Raw genomic sequence first — 19,335 nt, forward strand, 5'->3', positions numbered from 1 at the left:
GCGCCGGCGGGGGTCCGCCACCGACGTGGTCAGTAGGCGAGGGCCACCGCGGCGGCGTCGGGGCTGTCGTGGCGGCCGAGGAACGCGCCGGCGTACCGGCCCTCGTAGACCGCCTCCAGCGTGGTGCGGGGTGCGTTGGCGTCACCGACGAGGTGGATCCGGGGTCCGTCGGGTGCCGCGTCCAGGTGGCGGAACAGGGTGTCGTCGGCGGCCGGCGGGCCGGCGTCGACGACGGCGGTGACGTCGTCGACGGGCACGTCGACGCCGGCCAGGGGGCCGGTCAGGGCGACCGTGTCGCCGTCCACCACGCGGAGGGTCCGCAGTGGATGGACGACGACACCGAGCTCGGTGAAGCGCCGCAGCAGCGCCAGTCGGGAGTAGGTGGTGATCCGGGCGGCGAGGCTCGCCGTCGGGGAGACCAGGTGCACCCGGGCGCCCCGCCGGGCCAGCGCCTCGGCGACGGAGGACGCGGCCCAGGTGCCGTCGTCGTCGAGGACGACGTACGCGCCGGCGTCGGCGTCGGGCGCGGCGAGCAGGTCGACCGCCTGCCACAGGTCGAGCACGGGCGGCCCGCCGGGCAGGGCGCGGCGGGCGGGGCGGGAGCCGGTGGCCACCACCACGTCGTCGTAGCCCCCGTCGCGTGCCCCGGCGGCGGTGACCCGGTGGCCGAGGAGGAGCTCGACGCCGGTGGCGCGGGCCTCGGCGGCGAGGTCGCGGGTGAGCAGGCCGAGCCGCTCCCGGCCGGGCACCCGGGCCGCGACGCGGACCTGGCCGCCGAGGTCGTCGGCGGCCTCGGCGAGGGTGACCCGGTGACCGGCGCGGCGGGCGGCGGTGGCGGCAGCCAGGCCGGCCGGTCCGCCGCCGACCACCAGGACCCGGCGGGGCGCGCTGGGCCGCCGCCAGGCCGAGGCCCACTCCCGCTCGACGCCGACCTCGGGGTTGACCACGCAGGTGATCGGCAGGCTGGCCTCGACGCGGGCGATGCAGCCCTGGTTGCAGGCCAGGCAGGAGCGCGTCTCGTGCTGCCGGCCGGCGGCGGCCTTGCGGACCAGGTGCGGGTCGGCGATGTGCGGGCGGGCCAGGCCGACCAGGTCGGCCTCCCCCGCCGCGATCAGCTCGGCCGCCTCGGGCAGGCTGTCGAGCCGGCAGACGGCCAGCACCGGCAGGTCGGGGAACTCCCGGGAGAACCGGGCGGCGTGGTGGCGGAAGGGCGCGTGCCCGAAGCTCATGTCGGCCATCTGGGTGGCCAGCGACCAGCTCCCGTGGTAGGCGGAGTGGCTGACGTGGACGTAGGCCAGCGGGTGCTCCGCGCGCAGCCGGGCGACGATCTCCACCATCGCGTCGGGGTCGAGGCCGCCGGGGAGGAACTCGTCGGCGCTGATCCGCAGCCCGACCGGCAGGTCGGCGACGGCGGCGTGCACGGCGGCGAGCACCTCGTGGGTCAGCCGCATCCGGTTGGCCAGGCTGCCGCCGTAGTCGTCGGCGCGGCGGTTGGTGTGCGGGGAGAGGAACTGCTGGAGCAGGTGCCCGTGTCCGGCGTGGACCTCCAGCCCGTCGAAGCCGGCCCGCCGCATCCGGCGGGCGGCGGCGGCGAACGCGTCGACGACGGTGGCGAGATCACGGCGGCCCATGGCGTGCGGCACGTGCGCCCCGGCGGCCCAGGCCACCGGCGAGGACGACCAGGCGGCGGTGCGGGTGGCGTCGCCGTTGGCCTGCCGGCCGGCGTGCATGACCTGGGCGAAGATCCGCGCGCCGTGGGCGTGCACGGCGTCGGTGACCCGCTGGTACGCCGGGACGCTCGCGTCGGTGAAGCTGCCGAGGCTGATGCTGCGTCCGGCGCTGGTGGGGTGCACCCGGATCGCCTCGGTGATGATCAGCCCGGCGCCGCCGCGGGCCCGCTCGGCGTGGTAGGCGGCGAGCCGGGCCGTGGGTTCGTTGTGCAGGCCGAAGTTGGTGGTGTGGCCCGGGACGAAGACCCGGTTGCGCAGGGTCAGCGACGCGAGGCGGACTGGCGAGAGGAGCTTCCGCAGCTTCTCGTCCGCCATGCGCGGGCCTCCTGTCTGGACCTACCGACCCCCGACCGCAGACCGTTCGGGTGAACCGTACGCCGTTCGAACAAGAGGAACGCTAGGACCGCCGTTCACCTTCCGTCAATGACTTACCGATCAGTAACATCACTTGAGACCGGGCCTTGACCTGCTGTTTCTCTCAGCCGAACGGGGCGGCTCAGCCGGCGCGGCGCGGCGGCCCGCCGAGCGCGTCGCACGCCTGCTCGTGCATCCGGACCACCTCCCGGCGGATCTCGGCCCGCTCGCTGATCCGCCGGGCGAACGGGATCCGCACCGGCACCTCGATGCCGTCGACGGCGACGGCGAAGTCAATGCCGTCGGCGTCCAGCCCCGTCGCCCGCGCCCGGGTGGCGTCCGGGCAGCCGCCGAGGGTCCGGCAGATCAGCAGCGAGTCGTCGGCGTGGTCGGCGTTCATGTGCCGGCAGACCGCGCGCACGGTGTCGGCGTCGAACGGCTGCCCGGCGTCCGCGTCGGACGGCTGCCCCGCGCCGTGGGACGCCGGCCGGTGCGGCTGCCCGGTCACGCCACGGCCTCCGTCGCCACGGCGTCGGCATCATCGGCGACGGCGTCGGGCACGTGCCGGGCGAGCGCGGCGAAGACCGCCGTGTTGTGCCGGTACGCCAGCAGCACCTCCTCCAGCAGGGCGGCCTCGGCCGCCGGGTCGAGCGGCAGGGCGTCCAGCCGTGCCCGGTAGGCGTCCTTGTACGCCTTCGGCCGGGTGATCCGGTCGAACGCGTAGAAGGCGGCCCCCGCCTGCGCGCTCAGCCCGTACCGCCGGGCGACGGCCCGGCCGATGTGCCGGCCGCCGGAGAGGTCGCCGAGGTAGCGGGTGTAGTGGTGGGCGACGAAGCGCTCCGGGGAGGTGGTGGCGACGGCGCGGATCCGGTCGGCGTAGGCCAGCGTCGCCGCGTGCGGTGCGCTCCGCCGCGCCCAGTCCGGCCCGACCAGGTGGGTCAGGTCCGCCTCCAGCGCGGGCAGCCGGGTCAACGCGTCGTCGACGAATCCCCCGGCGATCGGGTCGTCGCGCATCGCCTCGGCGGCCGACTCCAACGCCTGGTAGAGGGCGTGGTGCTGCACCACGAGGTCGACGTAGCCGGCGAGGTCCACGTGCCCGGCGACCAGCGCCGTGACGTAGTGCTGGCCCTCGGCGGCGGCGTGGGCGCCCTGGCTGGCGGCCCGCAGCCGGGCCGAGAACGGGACGGGTGCTGTGCTCATCTATTCCTCCGGAACGGTGCGGTGGGCCGGGCCCCGACGGCGGGGCACGACCAGCGGCAGGCGGGTACGCGGGTGCGGCACGACCTCGACGTCGTGCCGGTAGACCTCGCTGAGCAGCGGTGCGGTCAGGACGGTGGCCGGCGCGCCGGTGGCCCGGACCCGCCCGTCGGCGAGCAGGGTCATCCGGTCGGCGTACGCCCCGGCCAGGGCGAGGTCGTGCAGCACCACCACGACGGCGTCCCCGGCCTCGGCGCGGTCGCGGGCGATCCGCATGACCAGCTCCTGGTGGCGCAGGTCGAGGGCGGCGGTCGGCTCGTCGAGCAGCAGCACCCCGGCCCGCTGCGCCAGCACCCGGGCCAGCGCCGCGCGGGCCTGCTCGCCGCCGGAGAGGGTGGGGAACGGCCGGGCGGCGAACCGGAGCACGTCGCAGCGCCGCATGCTCTCGGCGACGACCGCGTCGTCGTGCGCCTGCTCGGGCCGCCCGACCCAGGGCGCGCGCCCCATCCGGACGACGTCGACCACGGCGAACGGGAAGCTCAGCGTGTGCCGCTGGGTCAGCACCGCCCGGCGCATCGCGAGCTCCACGGCCGACCAGCCGCCGAGGGGACGGCCGTCGACCTCCACGCTCCCGGTCGTGGCCGGCAGGTCGCCGCTGACGGCGGCCAGCAAGGTCGACTTGCCCGCGCCGTTGGGGCCGACCAGGGCGTGCACCTCACCGGCGCGGACGACGAGGTCGACGCCGTCGAGCACCGGCCGGCCGGCGCGTTCGACCCGCAGCCCGGCGGCCCGGATCCGGACGCTGCCCGGCGTCGCCGGGGCCGGCGGCTGCGCTGCCGCCCGCCGGCCGAGCAGGCGCAACCGGGCCCGCCCGCGCGGGACTGCTCCGCCGCCGGAGGGGGTCGGCGTGCCCCGGCCGGTCACGCCCAGCCCCCCGCGCGGTCCCGCGTGCGCCGCAGCAGCCAGAAGAACGCGGGCCCGCCCACGACCGCGGAGAGCACGCCCAGCGGCAGTTCCTGGTAGTCGACGAGGGTCCGGGCGGCGAGGTCGGCGGCGATGACCACGATCGCGCCGCCGAGCGCGCTGGCCGGCAGCAGCAGCCGGTGCCCGGGGCCGGCGACCATCCGGACCAGGTGCGGCACGACCAGGCCGATGAAGCTGATGATGCCGGTGAAGGCGACCGCCGCCGCGCCGAGCAGGGCGGTGACCACGATCATCCGGACGCGCAGCCGCTCCACGTCGACGCCGAGGTGCCGGGCCGCCGGCTCGCCGAGGGCGAGCAGGTCGAGCCGGCGGGCGTCGGCGACGGCGGCCACCAGGCCGACCGCGAGGCAGGGTGCGGCCAGCCCGACGGCCGACCAGCTCGCCTGGGCGAGGCTGCCGAGGTTCCAGAACGCGATGGCCTGCACGCCGGACTCGTCGGCGACGAACATCAGCAGCCCGATCGCGGCGCCGGCGACGGCGTTGACGGCGACGCCGGTGAGCACGAGGGTGACCACCTCGGTCCGGCCGCCGGAGCGGGCGAGCGCGTAGACCAGCCAGGTGGTGACGAGCCCGCCGGCGAACGCGGCGGCCGGCACCGTCCAGCCGCCGAGGACGGTGACGCCGGTGACGATCGCCAGGGCCGCGCCGAGGGCCGCGCCCGCGGACACGCCGATGACGCCGGGCTCGGCCAGCGGGTTGCCGAAGACGCCCTGCATCACCGCCCCGGAGCAGCCGAGCGCCGCGCCGACCACGGCGGCGAGCGCCACCCGGGGAAAGCGGACGAGCCACAACGCGCTCTCGCCGTGCGGGGCGGCCGGGCGGGGGCCGACGTCCAGGCCGAGCCGGTGCAGCACCGAGCCGAGCACCTCCGCCGGGGCGATCGCCACCTGCCCCCGGCCGGCGGCGAACAGGGCGACCAGCAGCAGGCCGGCGGTGAGGCCGGCGAGCAGGAGCGCCCCACGCCGGGGCCGGGGCCGGCGTCCGCGGGCGCGGCCGGGGGCGGCGTCCACGGTGGCCGGTGGGGTGTCGGTGGCGGTCACGACCGGCCCCGGCAGTGCAGCGCGTCGGCCAGCGCCCGCACGACCCGGCCGGAGCGGGTGCCGAAGGTGAGCAGGACGCCGTCGTCCATGTCGACGATCCGGCGGGCGGCCCCGGCGGGGGTCTGCGCCACCCCGGGGAGCCTGAGCAGGCCGTCGACGCCGCCGACGGACGCCAGCCCCCCGCTCATCACCAGGATCACGTCGGGGGCGGCGTTGATCAGGCCCTCGCTGGTCAGCGGCCGGAACTTCGCCAGGCCGATCGCGGTGCCGGCGTCCACCCCGCCGGCCGCCTCGATCATCGCGTCGGAGCCGGCGCCCCGGCCGCCGATGAGGTAGACCCCGGCGGTGCCGCGCAGGTAGAGGAAGGCGACGCGGGGCGACGCAGCGTCGGGCACGCCGTCGCGGGCGGCGGCGATCTCCCCCTGGACCCGGGCGACGAGCCGCTCGCCGGCCTCGCCGACGCCGAGCGCGGCGGCGATCGCCCGCACGTGCGCGGGCACGGCGTCGAGGGTCTGCTCGGCGGCGACGAGGACGACGGGGATGCCGGCGGCCCGCAGCTGACGCAGCGTCTCGGGCGGACCGATGCTGTCGTCGGCGAGGACCACGGTGGGGGCGAGGGCGAGCACCGCCTCGGCGGACAGGTCGTGCCCGGCGGGGGTGACCACGGGCAGGCGCGCGGCGGCCGGGAAGGTGGTCGAGGTGTCCCGGCCGACGACGTTGCCGCCGAGCCCGAGGCTGAACACGATCTCGGCGATCGAGCCGTAGAGGTTGACCGGCAGGATCCGCGTCGCGTCGGTGACCGTGGTGGCGACGCCGTCGGCGGAGGCGACGGTGACCGGCAGGGCCGGGGCCGGCGCGGGGTCGAGCGGGATGACGTCGGTGTCGGGCAGGGCGGCGGTGACCGGGCCGCAGGAGGTGGCCGACGGGGTCGTCCCGCCGGCGGCCGGCGCGCTGGCGCAGCCAGCCAGGGCGCCGGCGAGCAGCAGCAGGACGGCCACCAGCGCGCGGCCCGGGCCGGGCGACCCGGCCCGCCGGGTCAGGGCGCGCCGGGCCGATGCCCGGTGGGTCACGGGGCGGGTCGACGCCCGGTCGGTCACGGGGCGGGTCGACGCCCGGTCGGTCACGGGGCGGGTCGACGCCCGGTCGGTCACGGGGCGGCGGGTCGACGCCCGGTCGGTCACGGGGCGGCGGGTCGACGCCCGGTCGGTCACGGGGCCGTGGGTCACGGGGCGGCCCTCCGCCGGCGGCGGCGCAGGCCGGCGAGCAGCGTCAGCCCGAGCAGGGGCAGGGCCAGCGCGGCAAGCCACCAGCCGCCGATGCCGGAGGCGGCGCTGACCCGGGTGACCTGGGCGGCGGGGTCGGTGCCCGCGGCGACGGCACCGCCCGTGCCGGTGGGGGCCGGTGCCGCGCCGCCGGCGGGCGCGGCGGTGACCGGGGCAGCGGCCGAGGCGGCGGGCGGCGCGGTGGTGGTGGTGGTGGTGGTGCGCGCGGTGGGTCCTGCGCCGCCCGGGCCGACGGCCCCGGTCGTGGCCGGGGCGGCGCTGGTACGGGCCGGGGCGGCCGCCGCGGCGAAGGTGATCGGCACCCGGACGTCCTGGGACCGGTCGGCGGGGCGGGTGTGGTCGGCGCGGGTGGCCACCACGCACCGGCGGACGGTGCAGTCCACGTCGCCGATGCGGGTGCCGACGGTGAGCGTGACCCGGAACGACCCGCCCGTGCCGTAGGGCTTCGCCAGTCCCTCCCCGTAGGACGGTGGGTTGGACGAGATCCAGTGCGAGGCGCCGGTGCTCCCGGTGGTGTCGGCCCCGCCACCGCACGGGCTGGGCGCGACGCCGGCCCCGTTGTCCACGCAGTAGGCGACGTAGATGCCCTTGGTGACGTCGTAGCCGGTGCCGGAGACGGTGACGCTCGCGCCCGAGCGGGCGACGCCGCCGCTGGGCGTGACGGTGAGCGCCTGGCCGCCGCTCCCTCGCCCGGTGCCGGCGTGGGCCGGTGCCGCGCCGGCGGCGACACCGAGGGTGATCAGTGCTGCGGTCAGGACGGCGCGACGCAGTGCTCGCATCAGGCTCCCCACATGACGGATCAGGTCGGTTGACACACCGACCGTGACTAAGGTTTGCCTAACCTAAGCGACGGATTGGCAGTTCACAAGGGGTTCTTCGGGTCAAGATCTTCAACCCGTCGCCCCTGTGCCGCGATAGTTAGGTTTGCCTAACCTCAACCACTGTCCGTATTGGGTGTGAGAAAGGAACAGCATGGTCCGATCCAGAACCGGTGCCGGCCGGTGGCGGTCGCTGCGGTGGGCCGCGGTCGCCCTCCTCGGCGCCTCGGCCGCCCTCGTCGGCGTCGCACCCGCCTCGGCGGCCGGTGCCGACATCAGCACCGGCAGCCTCACCTGGGGCTTCAAGGCGTCGTTCCGCAGCTACGTCAACACCGGCAACGGCAACCCGCCGATCGCGGCGAGCAACGGGGCCAGCATCAACGCCGACGGTACCTTCACCTTCCCGGCGAAGGGCGGCACGTACGACGCCGGCACCGGCGCCATCGACGCCAGGTACGGCGGGACGGTCGTCTTCTCGTACCCGGCGCACATGTTCACCATCACCCTGGCCAACCCGACGGTCGCCGTCTCCGGCGGCACCGCCGCCCTGAAGGCGGACGTCGACCTGGCCACCACCGCCGCCGAGCCGGTCTCGGTCCGCCAGGCCACCATCGCCACCATCGCCGTCACCGACGGCAACCCCGGCGGCAGCGGCGGCACGGTGACCGCGACCGGCCTGGCGGCGACGTTGACCGCCGAGGGCGCCAGCGCGTTCAACGGCTTCTACGCCGCCGGCGCCGCGCTCGACCCGCTGTCGTTCACCTTCTCCACCGGTGGCGGCGGCGAGCCGGCCGGCCCGTCGGTCGCCGTCGCCCCGTCCACCGGCGTCGACCCGGCCGGGGCGACGATCACGGTCGAGGGCAGCGGCTTCGACCCGGAGGCCAACGGGGCGGCCGGCATCTACGTCTCCTTCGGTCCGAAGGTCGACGAGCACTGGACGAACGCCGGCGTCCTCCAGGTCACCAAGTGGGTGAACAAGACGAACGAGCCGACGGAGGCCCGCGACCGGCTCCACGCCGACGGCACGTTCCGCACCACCCTGCCGATCAGCGCGGTCTACACCGACCGCACCGGCGCGCAGGTCGACTGCACGCGGGTGCAGTGCTACGTGATCACCTTCGCCGCCCGCGGCTCGGCCGACCGGAGCCAGGACACCTTCACCCCGGTGACGTTCCGCAGCGCCCCGGTCGGCGGCGGCGACGCCGACCAGCAGATCACCGCCACCGTCACCGGTGGCGCGCTGACCCTCGGCGTGGCCGGCTCCACGGTCGCGCTGCCGGCGGTCAGCAACGGGCAGGTCACCAGCGGGGCGCTGAACACCGCCACGGTGGCCGACCTGCGCGGCACCAACGCCGGCTGGAGCCTGGTCGGGCAGGTCTCCGACTTCGCCTCGGCCGGCGGCGGCAGCATCGACGCGGACAACCTCGGCTGGGTGCCGAACGCGTCCGTCGTCACCGACGGCCTCGCCGGCACGCCCGGCGTGGTCACCCCGGGCGCGGCCGCCGCGCCCGGTGCCGGCCTGGGCACGGCGCGCGCGCTGTGCACCTCGGCCAGCGGCGCGAGCAACGGCACCTTCGGCTGCGGCGCCCAGCTCAACCTCGGGATCCCGGCGTCCGCCCCGGCGGGCGACTACACCGCGGTCCTGACGCTCACCCTTTCCTGATCACGGCACCACGGTGGGGCGGGCTCCGCGCCCGTCCCACCGGCCCGACCACCTGCGGAGCCCGGCATGCCCCTGCCCACCGCCCTGTCCCGGGCGAGCGTCGCGCTCGCCGCCGCGCTGCTCGCGGCGACGGCCCTGCCCGCGCCGGCCGACGCCGCGCCCGCCCCGTCGCCCGGCGTCGACGCCGATGCCGCCGACCGGACCGGCGCGGCCCGCTGGTCCGTGCAGCCGTCCAGCGCGAAGGGACCCACCGGGCGCAACTACTTCATCTACGACCTGGCCCCGGGCAGCACCCTGACCGACCACGTCGGCATCACCAACCTCGGCGACCGCCCGCTCACCTTCGACGTGTACGGCACCGACGCGTACACCACCGCCGACGGCGCGTTCGCCCTGCTGCCGGCCGACCAGCCCGCCACCGACGTGGGCTCGTGGATCCGGTTCGAGCGGCGGGCCTGGACGGTCCCGCCCGGCAAACGGGTCGACATCCCGTTCCGCCTCGCCGTGCCGGCCGACGCCACCCCGGGCGACCACACGGGCGGGGTGATCGGCGCGGTCGCCCGCGCCCGGACCACCGCCGACGGACAGCGGGTCCTGGTCGACCAGCGCCTCGCCGCCCGGGTCCACCTGCGGGTCGACGGCCCGGTGCGGCCCGCCGTCACCGTCGAGTCGGTCGACCTCTCGTACGACAACCCGGTCGACCCGTTCGCCGGCGGCGACCTCGTGGTCCGCTACCGGGTACGCAACACCGGCAACGTCCGGGTCACCGGCAGCGGCGCGGTGACCGTCGCCGGGCCGTTCGGCTGGGAACAGGCCCGCACCTCCCCCACCGACCTGCCGGAGCTGCTGCCCGGCGGCACCGTCACCGTCACCGAGCGGATCACCGGCGTGCCCCCGCTGCTGCGGCTGACCGCCGAGGTCGACCTCGCGGCGACCACCACGGACACCGCCCTGCCGCCGGTGCTGCGCTCCGCCGGGGTGTGGGCCCCGCCGTGGGTGCCGTTGGCGCTGCTCGCGGTGGCCGGCGGCTGGGGCGGGCTGCGGTGGTGGCGGCGTCGCCGCGCCCCCGGCGACGGTGGACGGGCCACGGCGGACGATGCGCGGCCCACCGTGGACGGCGGACAGGCCACGGTGGACGCCGGGCCGGCGACGGCATGACCGCCCGGACCCGCGCCGCCGCCCCGCTGGCCGCAGCCGTGGCCCTGGCCCTGGCACCCACCGCGGCCGGGGCGGCCGAGGGCGGGCCCGGCGTCACCGTGCCCGCCGGGCCGCTGCGGGTCGGGCAGCGGGTGCTGGTCGACCTCGACGGCTGGCCCGCCGGCACGGCGCAGGCCGAGGTGTGCGGCAACGCCGCCCGGCGCGGGGCGCTGGACTGCGCGACGGGCGACGCCACGCACGCCCAGGTGCCGCCGTCCGGTCGCGCCCGGCTGCCGCTGCGGCTGGCCGCTCCGCCGGTGGCCTGCCCCTGCGTGCTGCGCGTCCGGACGCCGACCGGCACGGCCGCCGCCACCGCCGACCTGCCGCTGACCGGGGTGGACGCGCCGCCCGCCGCGCCGGGCGTCCCGGCCACGCTGACCCTGGAGTCGTTGCGCGCCGACGACCGGTCCGGGCCACGCGGCTGGTTCGGCCTGCCGGGCGAGCTGACGCTGGGGTTCACCCTGCGCAACCCCGGCACCGAGGACGTGACCGACCCGCCGTTCACGCTGCTGGTCGGGCCCCCGGGGCGGGCCCGGACCATCGTGGCCGCCCCGGCGGTCGGCACCGTCGCCGCCGGGGCGACCCGCGACTACCGGGTCACGGTGCCCACGGGCGCGGCCCCGTACGGCCGGTACGAGATCGACGGTCGGATCGAGGTGCCCGGCGGCCCGGTCGCGTTCACGGTGGACGCCGCCCGGCGGCCCTGGGGCCTGCCGGTGGCCGCGGCGGTCCTCACGGCGGCGCTGCTGCTCGCCCGACGGGGCCGTCGGGCACCGGCCCGGTGACCCGTTTCCGCAGCTCGGAGGCCATGCCGACCACGCCGCTCGCCGCTTGCCTACGCGGTCGGGAGGTGAACGGCCGCCCGCCCGGCGCGGCACCGCGGCCCCGTTGACGGCCGACGCCGCCGCGCACTACGTTCGAGATGGGCACACCCGTCCGCATTCCGAACGCCGGCGCGGACGCCACGACGGCACAGAAGGCGGGAGGCCGATGGCGAAGATCGTCTCGCTGGCCGACGGGATCGCGGAGCTGGTGCACGACGGGGACGTGGTGGCCCTGGAGGGGTTCACCCACCTCATCCCGTTCGCCGCCGGTCACGAGATCATCCGACAGGGGCGGCGCGGCCTGACCCTGGTGCGGATGACCCCGGACGTCATCTACGACCAGCTCATCGGGGCCGGCTGCGCCAGCCGCCTCGTCTTCTCCTGGGGCGGCAACCCCGGCGTGGGCTCGCTGCACCGCTTCCGCGACGCCGTGCAGCACTCCTGGCCCGCGCCCCTGGAGCTGGAGGAGCACAGCCACGCGGGAATGGCCAACCGCTACGTCGCGGGCGCCTCCGGCCTGCCGTTCGCCGTCCTGCGCGGCTACACCGGCACCGACCTGCCCCGGCACACCGCCACCGTCCGCACCGTCGACTGCCCGTTCACCGGCGAGACGCTCACCGCGCTGCCCGCGCTGCGCCCCGACGTGACCGTGGTGCACGCCCAGCGCGCCGACCGGGCCGGCAACGTGCAGCTGTGGGGCATCACCGGCGTGCAGAAGGAGGCCGTGCTGGCCGCGCGCCGGTCCCTGGTCACCGTCGAGGAGCTCGTCGACGAGCTGACGCCGGTGCCGGGGCAGGTCGTCCTGCCCGGCTGGGCGGTCACGGCGGTGGCCCGGGTGCCCGGGGGCGCGCACCCGTCGTACACCCAGGGTTATTCGGTCCGCGACAACGACTTCTACCGCGACTGGGACGCGATCAGCCGGGACCGCGACGCCTTCCGGGCCTGGATCGCCCGGCACGTGCTGGCGACGGAGGTGCCGGCGTGAGCGCGGCGGACTGGTCGGCCGACGAGATGATGACGGTCGCCGCCGCCCGGCAGCTACGCGACGGCACCGTCTGCTTCGTCGGCATCGGCCTGCCCAGCACCGCCGCGAACCTGGCCCGCGTCACCCACGCCCCCGGCCTCGTGCTGGTCTACGAGTCGGGCTGCCTCGGCGCGAAGCCCGACCGGCTGCCGCTGTCCATCGGCGACGGCGTCCTCGCCGACACCGCCGACGCGGTCGTCTCCGTGCCGGAGGTGTTCAACTACTGGCTCCAGCCCGGCCGCATCGACGTCGGGTTCCTCGGCGCGGCCCAGCTCGACCGTCACGGCAACCTCAACACCACGGTCATCGGCGGCTCCTACGCCGACCCGGCGGTCCGCCTGCCCGGCGCCGGCGGCGCACCGGAGATCGCCGCGTCCTGCGGCGAGGTGGTCGTCATCGTCCGGCAGAGCAGGCGCACGTTCACCGACCGCGTCGACTTCGTCACCTCCGTCGGCTACGGCGCGGGGCCGGACGACCGGGCCCGGCTCGGGCTGCGCGGCGGCGGCCCCCGCACGGTGATCACCGACCTCGGCGTCCTCGAACCCGACCCGGCCACCCGCGAGCTGACCCTCACCCGGCTGCACCCCGGCGTCACCGTCGCGCAGGCCCGGGCGGCAACCGGCTGGCCGCTCGCCGTCGCCGACGGGCTGACCACCAACGAGCCACCCACCCCCGCCGAGCTCGCCGCGCTGCGGGCCCTGCGGGCCACGTCGAGGGCGACGACGTGACCCGCGACGTGCACGTGCGCGCCGCCGTCCGCACCCCCGCCGGCGGCCACGACGGCGGCCCGGCCGGCGGCGCGTAGGCGGGACGGGACGACCGGCCACCGCCGGCGCGGCCGCGCGAGGCGCGGGGGCACCGGTGCCTGCCGTGGCGGGCGGCGCGGCTACGCTGGCCACCGACGGTGACCGGGCGCTCAGGCCGCCCCGGGAGACCTGCGGCAGGAGACCGAGTGACCGACGCGGCGCGATCCGGGGAGTTCGTCCAGTCGCTGGAGCGCGGCCTGGCCGTGATCCGCGCGTTCGACGCCGAGCATCCCCGGCTCACCCTCAGCGAGGTGGCGCGGGCCACCGGGCTGACCCGGGCCGCCGCCCGGCGCTTCCTGCTCACCCTGGTCGAGCTGGGCTACGTGCACACCGACGGCCGGCTGTTCTCGCTGCGCCCGCGCGTGCTCGACCTCGGCTACGCCTACCTGTCAGGCCTGAGCCTGCCGGAGGTCGCCCGGCCGCACCTGGAGGCGCTGGCCGCGCAGGTGCGCGAGTCCTGCTCGGTGTCGGTCCTCGACGGCGGCGAGGTGGTCTACGTCGCCCGCGTCGCCACCAGGCGGATCATGACGGTGGGGATCAGCGTCGGCAGCCGGTTCCCGGCGTACGCGACGTCGATGGGCCGGGTGCTGCTCGCCGCGCAGCCCGCCGACTGGCTGGACGACTACCTCGCCACGGCGCGGCTGCGGCCGTTGACCCGGCACACCGTCACCGACCCGGCCCGGCTGCGCGCCGCCCTGACCACGATCGCCGCGCAGGGCTACGCGATCGTCGACCAGGAGCTGGAGGAGGGGCTGCGCTCGCTGGCCGCGCCGATCCGCGCGGACAACGGGTCGGTGGTCGCCGCGATCAACGTCTCCGCGCACGCCAGCCGCGGCTCGTTCGAGACGATCCGCACGGAGCTGCTGCCGCCCCTGCTGGCCACCGCGCAGCGCGTCGAGGAGGACCTGGCGGCCGGTCCGGGCCGGTGAACCGGCACCGGACCGGCCCGCCACCGCGTCGGCGGCGGATGGTCCGGCTCAGCGCGCCGACGCCGCGGGCCGACGGCCCGGGCCGAGGTGCCGGGCGTACGCGCCGGTGGTGAAGAACGCCGGCAGGTCCTCGCCGAACGCGGTGTCCTCGACGACGCGGGCGGCCTGCTCGGCGCGCTCCCGGTCGGCGGCCCCGCGCCCCGTCACCAGCTCGGCCAGCTCCTGCGCGAGGATGCTCCGGACCAGCTCGTCGGTGACGCAGCCGCCGTCGGCCAGCGGGGTGCCGTGGTGCAGCCACTGCCACACCTGGCAGCGGGCGATCTCGGCGGTCGCCGCGTCCTCCATCAGGTTCCACAGGGCGACCGCCCCGGCGCCGCCGAGCCACGCGTCGATGTAGCGCAGCGCGACCGCGATGTTGGCGCGCACCCCCGCGGCGGTGACCCGGCCGGGGGTCTTGTCGACGGCGAGCAGGTCGGCGGCGGCGACCTCGACGTCGTCCCGGAGCCGGTCGAGCTGGTGCGGGCGCTCGCCGAGCACCGCGTCGAACTCCTCCCGGCAGGTGGCGACCAGCCCCGGGTGGGCGACCCACGAGCCGTCGAAGCCGTCGCCGGCCTCGCGCCGCTTGTCCGCCCGCACCCGGTGCAGGGCCACCTCGTTGACCTGCGGGTCCCGGCTGGGGACGAACGCGGCCATCCCGCCGATCGCGTGCGCGCCCCGCCGGTGGCAGGTGGCCACGAGCAGCTCGGTGTACGCCCGCATGAACGGCACCGTCATGGTGACCTCGGCCCGGTCGGGCAGGACGAAGTCCGGCCACTGCCCGAAGTTCCTGATCACGCTGAAGATGTAGTCCCACCGCCCGGCGTTCAGGCCCGCCGAGTGCTCGCGCAGCTCGTAGAGGATCTCCTCCATCTCGAAGGCGGCGGTGATCGTCTCGATGAGGGTGGTGGCCCGGATGGTGCCGCGCGGCAGGCCCAGGCGCTGCTGGGCGAAGACGAAGACGTCGTTCCACAGCCGCGCCTCGTGGTGGCTCTCCAGCTTCGGCAGGTAGAAGTAGGGTCCCGCGCCCGCGTCGAGCTGCCGCCGCGCGCAGTGGAACAGGTAGAGCCCGAAGTCGACCAGGCTGGCCGAGATGGGCCGCCCGTCCACCGCGATGCCCTTCTCCACGAGGTGCCAGCCGCGCGGCCGCACGACGATCGTGGCCAGCTCGTCGCCGAGGGCGTAGCGCCTGCCGCGCGCGTCGGTGAAGTCGATGCGCCGGTCCAGGGCGTCGATCAGGTTGAGCTGGCCGGCGACGACGTTGTGCCAGGTCGGCGAGGTGGCGTCCTCGAAGTCGGCGAGCCACACCCGGGCCCCGGAGTTGAGCGCGTTGACGGTCATCTTGCGGTCGGGCGGTCCGGTGATCTCGACCCGCCGGTCGAGCAGGCCGGGCGCGGGCGGGGCCACCCGCCAGGTCGGGTCGGCGCGGATCGCGGCGGTCTCGGGGAGGAAGTCGGGGAGCTGGCCGGTGGCGTACCGGTCCCGGCGGGCGCGCCGGGTGTCGAGCAGGGCCACCCGGCGGGCGGCGAACTCGCTGTCCAGCTCGACCAGGAACTCCAGCGCCGCCGGGGTGAGGACCTCGTCGAACCGGTCGGCCAGCGGACCGATGATCTCGTATCTCATGCGAACTGCTCCTCCTCGGTGGAACCGCGCAGGGCGGTGGTCTCGGCGGCCGGGTTGAGCACGGTGCTGATCAGGTCGAAGTAGCCGGTGCCGACCTCGCGCTGGTGCTTGACGGCGGTGTAGCCGGCCGGCTCGGCGGCGAACTCCCGCTCCTGCAACGACACGTAGGCGGGCATGCCGTCGGCGGCGTAGCCGCGGGCCAGGTCGAACATCGAGTAGTTGAGGGCGTGGAAGCCGGCCAGGGTGATGAACTGGAACTTGTAGCCCATGTGGCCGAGTTCCCGCTGGAACTTGGCGATGGTGGCGTCGTCGAGGTGCTTGCGCCAGTTGAACGACGGCGAGCAGTTGTAGGCGAGGAGCTGGTCCGGTTGCTCCGCCTTGATCGCCTCGGCGAAGCGCCGGGCGGTCTCCAGGTCGGGGGTGGAGGTCTCCATCCAGAGCAGGTCGGCGTGCGGGGCGTAGGCCAGGCCCCGGGCGATGCACGGCTCGATGCCGTTGCGCACCCGGTAGAAGCCCTCGGCGGTGCGCTCGCCGGTGACGAAGGGCCGGTCGCGCTCGTCGACGTCGGTGGTCAGCAGCGTGGCGGCCTGGGCGTCGGTGCGGGCGATGATGACCGACGGCACGCCGGCGACGTCGGCGGCGAGCCGCGCCGCCTCCAGGGTGCGGACGTGCGCCCCGGTGGGGACGAGCACCTTGCCGCCGAGGTGGCCGCACTTCTTCTCGGCGGCGAGCTGGTCCTCCCAGTGCACGCCCGCCGCGCCGGCCGCGATCATGGCGGTCATCAGCTCGTACGCGTTGAGCGGCCCGCCGAAGCCGGCCTCGGCGTCGGCGACGATCGGGGCCAGCCAGTCGGTGCCGTCCCCGTCGCCCTCGGCGGTGGTGATCTGGGCGGCGCGCAGCAGGGCGTTGTTGATCCGGCGCACCACGGCGGGCACCGAGTTGGCGGGATAGAGGCTCTGGTCGGGGTAGGTGTGCCCGGCGAGGTTGGCGTCGGCGGCCACCTGCCAGCCGGAGAGGTAGATCGCCTTCAGCCCGGCCCGGACCATCTGCACGGCCTGGTTGCCGGTGAGCGCGCCGAGGGCGTGGACGTAGTCCTCGCTGTGCAGCAGCCGCCACAGCCGCTGCGCCCCGTGCCGGGCCAGGGTGTGCTCCTCCTGGATCGCCCCGCGCAGGCGCACCACGTCCTCGGCGCGGTAGCCGCGGCGCACCCCCTGCCAGCGGGGGTCGGTCGCCCACTCGGTCCGCAACTTCTCCACGGCGTTCTGCATGATGTCGTCTCCTCGGCTGTCGTGACGCCGGCGCTCCGTCGTGCCGCCCGGGGGCGTGACCGCGGTGCCGGTCCGGCGTGTCGCCAACGGTCACACGGCGTCGGCGGCGCGGTCGAGGGGCGGAAGAAGCCAAGTTCTGAGAAGTTCGCGCCCCGTCTTGCGAAGTTGCGAAGGGTTATATTTGCAGCCTGCCAACGGTGCTGGGCTGCCGAAAGAGCGACGAGGAGGTGAGGGCGATCAGCAAGACCTTCGCGGGTGCCCGGCTGCGCCGGATGCGCGAGGACCGCGCGCTGAGCCAGTCGCACCTGGCCCGCCTGCTCAACATCTCCCCCAGCTATCTCAACCAGATCGAGCACGACGCGCGCCCGCTGACGGTGCCGGTGCTGATGCGGATCACCGAGGTCTTCGGCGTCGACCCGACGGTGTTCGCCCCGCGGGACACGCCGCGGCTGGTCGCCGGGCTGCGCGAGGCGCTCCCGGGGCGGCCGAGCGTCGCCGACCTCACCGAGCTGGCGACCCGGCTGCCGGAGGTCGCCGAGGCCGTCCTCGACCTGCACCGGCGTTCCCGGCAGGCCGACGAGCAGCTCGCCGAGCTGCTCGGCGACCGGGAGACGATCGGGCGCAGCCCGCACGACCGGGTGACCGAGTTCTTCTACCGGCGGCAGAACTACGTGCCGGACCTCGACGAGGCGGCGGAGCGGCTGGCGGCGGCCATCGGGCTGCGCCGCGGCGAGGTGCGCTCCGCGTTGCAGGACCGGCTCGCCGAGCGGCACGGCGTGCAGGTGCGCCGCGACGACGCCACCCTGCTCGGCGACGAGTTGCACCGCTACCGGCCGCAGACCCGCACCCTGCACCTGTCGACGTCGCTGCGGGCCGGGCAGGAGGCGATGCGGATGGCGGCGCAGATCGCGCTGCTGGAGTTCGCCGACGTCATCGACGAGATCGTGGAGGAGGAGCGCTTCGACGACGTGCAGACGCAGATCCTCACCCGGGTCGGCCTGGCGAACTACTTCGCCGCCGCGCTGATCCTGCCCTACGAGCGGTTCCTGGCGGCGGCGGAGCAGCGCCGCTACGACATCGACCTGCTCACCCAGCACTTCGCGATGGGCTGGGAGACGGTCTGCCACCGGCTCAGCACCCTGCAACGGCCGCGCGCGCGGGGGGTGCCGTTCTCGTTCGTCCGGGTCGACCGGGCCGGCAACCTGTCCAAGCGGCAGTCCGCCACCGGTTTCCCGTTCTCGTTGACCGGCGGCACCTGCCCACTGTGGAACGTCTACGAGGCGTTCAGCGCGCCCGGTCGGGTCGTCGTGCAGGTCGCGGCGATGCCCGACGGGCAGCGCTACCTGTGGATCGCCCGCACCATCACCCGGCACCACGGCGGCTACAACCAGCCGGGCAAGGTCTACGCGATCGGGCTGGGCTGCGAGGCCCGGCACGCCGAGCGGCTCGTCTACTCCGCCGGGATCGACCTGTACGCGGCCGACGCGACCACGTCGATCGGCCCCGGCTGCAAGACCTGCGAGCGGATGACCTGCCCGCAGCGCGCCGCCGCGCCGATCACCGGCCGGCTGGACCTGGACGAGAACCGCAGCACCTTCATCCCGTACCCGTTGAAGGGCTGACCCGGCCGGCTGCCGGCCGCGGGCCGCGGGCCGCGGACGCCCGTCGGGGCGGGCCGGTGCCCCCGCGTCCCCCTGTCGGGCCGTAAGATGAGCACACTTCAACGTGATTCGAGAGCTGTAAAGGGGCACTCAACGTGACCGAGTTGGACGCCGTCGGCGGCCGGATCCGCGCCGCGCGGCAGGCCCGGGGGATGTCCCTGCGCGCGCTCGCCGAGAAGGTCGGCGTCTCGGCGAGCATGCTCTCGCTGCTGGAGAACGGCCGGTCGCGCTCCTCGATCCCCACGCTCTACGCCGTGGTCGAGGCCCTGGACCTGTCGATGGACGAGCTCTTCTCCGGCGCCCAGCCGCCCCCGGAACAGCCCCCCGCGCCGACGGCCGGGCCGCCCGCGTGGGGCGGCGGCACCGCGCCGACCGGGTCCGAGCTGCTCGTGGTCCGGGCCGGCAACCGGCGACGCATCGAGATGGAGACCGGCGTCGTCTGGGAGCAGCTCGGCCACAACGAGCAGGACGGCGTGGAGTTCATGCTGGTCACCTACCCGCCGGGGGCCAGCTCCAGCGACTCGGGGCGCTACCAGCGGCACAGCGGCCTGGAGTGCGCCCACGTCATGCAGGGCGAGCTGACCTGCAAGGTCGGCTTCGAGGAGGTCACCCTCGGGGCCGGCGACAGCCTGACGATCGATTCGTCCCGTCCGCACCTGTTCGAGAACAACGGGAGCGTGGACATGAGGGCCGTGTGGCTGGTGTTGCGGCACCGGGAGCCCGGCCCCGGCGGCCCGCCGGCCCGGTAGCGATCCACCGCGATAAGTGTCCGTCAACAGGATGTTAAACAAGACTTGACACGCCTGTGACGGCGATCGCATCATGGGGACCGCCGATCCACCGTCCCGCACCCCCGGATCGGACACACACACCACCCCCCTGCGGGCGTCTGTGGAGG

Annotated in this window: 17 protein-coding genes; 8 read left to right on the top strand and 9 right to left on the bottom strand. The window is 75.9% G+C overall.

Annotated elements, in window-relative coordinates; all coding sequences use genetic code 11:
• Positions 1-29 precede the first annotated feature (29 nt).
• From O7628_RS31240 to O7628_RS31270, 7 genes are all read right to left on the bottom strand, one after another.
• The gene (locus O7628_RS31240) at positions 30-2,045 is read right to left on the bottom strand and encodes an FAD-dependent oxidoreductase (RefSeq protein ID WP_278135933.1); all 2,016 of its coding nucleotides are present in this window, start codon (positions 2,043-2,045) and stop codon (positions 30-32) included.
• A 181-nt stretch (positions 2,046-2,226) separates the two neighbouring features.
• The gene (locus tag O7628_RS31245) at positions 2,227-2,592 is read right to left on the bottom strand and encodes a DUF2470 domain-containing protein (protein WP_278135934.1); all 366 of its coding nucleotides are present in this window, start codon (positions 2,590-2,592) and stop codon (positions 2,227-2,229) included.
• Entirely contained in the window at positions 2,589-3,284 is a 696-nt protein-coding gene (locus O7628_RS31250; protein WP_278135935.1) for a biliverdin-producing heme oxygenase, read from the bottom strand. The genes O7628_RS31245 and O7628_RS31250 overlap by 4 nt, the downstream gene beginning before the upstream one ends.
• The gene (locus O7628_RS31255; protein ID WP_278135936.1) at positions 3,285-4,205 is read right to left on the bottom strand and encodes a heme ABC transporter ATP-binding protein; all 921 of its coding nucleotides are present in this window, start codon (positions 4,203-4,205) and stop codon (positions 3,285-3,287) included.
• Complete coding sequence (locus O7628_RS31260; RefSeq protein ID WP_278135937.1) at positions 4,202-5,305, bottom strand: iron ABC transporter permease; 1,104 nt, start codon at positions 5,303-5,305, stop codon at positions 4,202-4,204. The genes O7628_RS31255 and O7628_RS31260 overlap by 4 nt, the downstream gene beginning before the upstream one ends.
• A complete protein-coding gene (locus tag O7628_RS31265; RefSeq protein WP_278135938.1) occupies positions 5,302-6,531 on the bottom strand; it encodes an ABC transporter substrate-binding protein in 1,230 nt (409 codons plus the stop codon). Before O7628_RS31265 ends, O7628_RS31260 begins: the two co-directional genes overlap by 4 nt.
• Complete coding sequence (locus O7628_RS31270) at positions 6,528-7,367, bottom strand: hypothetical protein (protein WP_278135939.1); 840 nt, start codon at positions 7,365-7,367, stop codon at positions 6,528-6,530. The genes O7628_RS31265 and O7628_RS31270 overlap by 4 nt, the downstream gene beginning before the upstream one ends.
• A 193-nt stretch (positions 7,368-7,560) precedes the next feature.
• Between O7628_RS31270 and O7628_RS31275 the strand changes: the two genes are divergently transcribed.
• The 6 genes from O7628_RS31275 (at position 7,561) to O7628_RS31300 (ending at position 13,849) form a co-directional block, all read left to right on the top strand.
• On the top strand, positions 7,561-9,069 hold the full coding sequence (locus O7628_RS31275; RefSeq protein ID WP_278135940.1) for an HtaA domain-containing protein: 1,509 nt from the start codon (positions 7,561-7,563) through the stop codon (positions 9,067-9,069).
• Positions 9,070-9,135: 66 nt separating this feature from the next.
• Positions 9,136-10,227, top strand: coding sequence for a DUF916 domain-containing protein (locus tag O7628_RS31280; RefSeq protein WP_278135941.1), 1,092 nt, complete (start codon positions 9,136-9,138; stop codon positions 10,225-10,227).
• The gene (locus tag O7628_RS31285; protein ID WP_278135942.1) at positions 10,224-11,051 is read left to right on the top strand and encodes a hypothetical protein; all 828 of its coding nucleotides are present in this window, start codon (positions 10,224-10,226) and stop codon (positions 11,049-11,051) included. The genes O7628_RS31280 and O7628_RS31285 overlap by 4 nt, the downstream gene beginning before the upstream one ends.
• Before the next feature lie 205 nt (positions 11,052-11,256).
• Positions 11,257-12,075, top strand: a complete 819-nt coding sequence (locus O7628_RS31290) for a CoA transferase subunit A (protein ID WP_178065011.1) — start codon at positions 11,257-11,259, stop codon at positions 12,073-12,075.
• A 26-nt stretch (positions 12,076-12,101) separates the two neighbouring features.
• The gene (locus O7628_RS31295; protein ID WP_347405251.1) at positions 12,102-12,842 is read left to right on the top strand and encodes a CoA-transferase; all 741 of its coding nucleotides are present in this window, start codon (positions 12,102-12,104) and stop codon (positions 12,840-12,842) included.
• Between the two features lie 224 nt (positions 12,843-13,066).
• Positions 13,067-13,849 (top strand): IclR family transcriptional regulator, encoded by a 783-nt coding sequence (locus O7628_RS31300; RefSeq protein ID WP_074473153.1) that lies wholly within the window; start codon positions 13,067-13,069, stop codon positions 13,847-13,849.
• A 48-nt stretch (positions 13,850-13,897) separates the two neighbouring features.
• On the opposite strand, the gene aceB is transcribed toward O7628_RS31300, so the two are convergent.
• Both aceB and aceA read right to left on the bottom strand, forming a co-directional pair.
• Positions 13,898-15,508 carry a malate synthase A gene (gene aceB, locus O7628_RS31305; RefSeq protein ID WP_278135944.1) on the bottom strand — a complete coding sequence of 537 codons (1,611 nt, stop codon included), beginning with the start codon at positions 15,506-15,508 and terminating at the stop codon, positions 13,898-13,900.
• Entirely contained in the window at positions 15,505-16,776 is a 1,272-nt protein-coding gene (aceA, locus tag O7628_RS31310) for an isocitrate lyase (protein WP_278135945.1), read from the bottom strand. The genes aceB and aceA overlap by 4 nt, the downstream gene beginning before the upstream one ends.
• A 197-nt stretch (positions 16,777-16,973) precedes the next feature.
• On the opposite strand from aceA, the gene O7628_RS31315 reads away from it, so the two are divergent.
• Positions 16,974-18,398, top strand: coding sequence for a short-chain fatty acyl-CoA regulator family protein (locus O7628_RS31315; protein ID WP_278135946.1), 1,425 nt, complete (start codon positions 16,974-16,976; stop codon positions 18,396-18,398).
• A 134-nt stretch (positions 18,399-18,532) separates the two neighbouring features.
• The gene (locus tag O7628_RS31320; RefSeq protein ID WP_278135947.1) at positions 18,533-19,186 is read left to right on the top strand and encodes a cupin domain-containing protein; all 654 of its coding nucleotides are present in this window, start codon (positions 18,533-18,535) and stop codon (positions 19,184-19,186) included.
• Positions 19,187-19,335 lie beyond the last annotated feature (149 nt).

It is taken from the genome of Micromonospora sp. WMMD956 (assembly GCF_029626125.1).
GTDB classification, from domain to species: Bacteria; Actinomycetota; Actinomycetes; order Mycobacteriales; family Micromonosporaceae; genus Micromonospora; species Micromonospora carbonacea.

Coding starts and splice junctions, on each gene's coding strand:
- O7628_RS31240 (WP_278135933.1), bottom strand. CDS start 2,045: ATGGCGGACGAGAAGCTGCGGAAGCTCCTCTCGCCAGTCCGCCTCGCG.
- O7628_RS31250 (WP_278135935.1), bottom strand. CDS start 3,284: ATGAGCACAGCACCCGTCCCGTTCTCGGCCCGGCTGCGGGCCGCCAGC.
- O7628_RS31270 (WP_278135939.1), bottom strand. CDS start 7,367: ATGCGAGCACTGCGTCGCGCCGTCCTGACCGCAGCACTGATCACCCTC.
- O7628_RS31275 (WP_278135940.1), top strand. CDS start 7,561: ATGGTCCGATCCAGAACCGGTGCCGGCCGGTGGCGGTCGCTGCGGTGG.
- O7628_RS31280 (WP_278135941.1), top strand. CDS start 9,136: ATGCCCCTGCCCACCGCCCTGTCCCGGGCGAGCGTCGCGCTCGCCGCC.
- O7628_RS31285 (WP_278135942.1), top strand. CDS start 10,224: ATGACCGCCCGGACCCGCGCCGCCGCCCCGCTGGCCGCAGCCGTGGCC.
- O7628_RS31290 (WP_178065011.1), top strand. CDS start 11,257: ATGGCGAAGATCGTCTCGCTGGCCGACGGGATCGCGGAGCTGGTGCAC.
- O7628_RS31295 (WP_347405251.1), top strand. CDS start 12,102: ATGATGACGGTCGCCGCCGCCCGGCAGCTACGCGACGGCACCGTCTGC.
- aceB (WP_278135944.1), bottom strand. CDS start 15,508: ATGAGATACGAGATCATCGGTCCGCTGGCCGACCGGTTCGACGAGGTC.
- aceA (WP_278135945.1), bottom strand. CDS start 16,776: ATGCAGAACGCCGTGGAGAAGTTGCGGACCGAGTGGGCGACCGACCCC.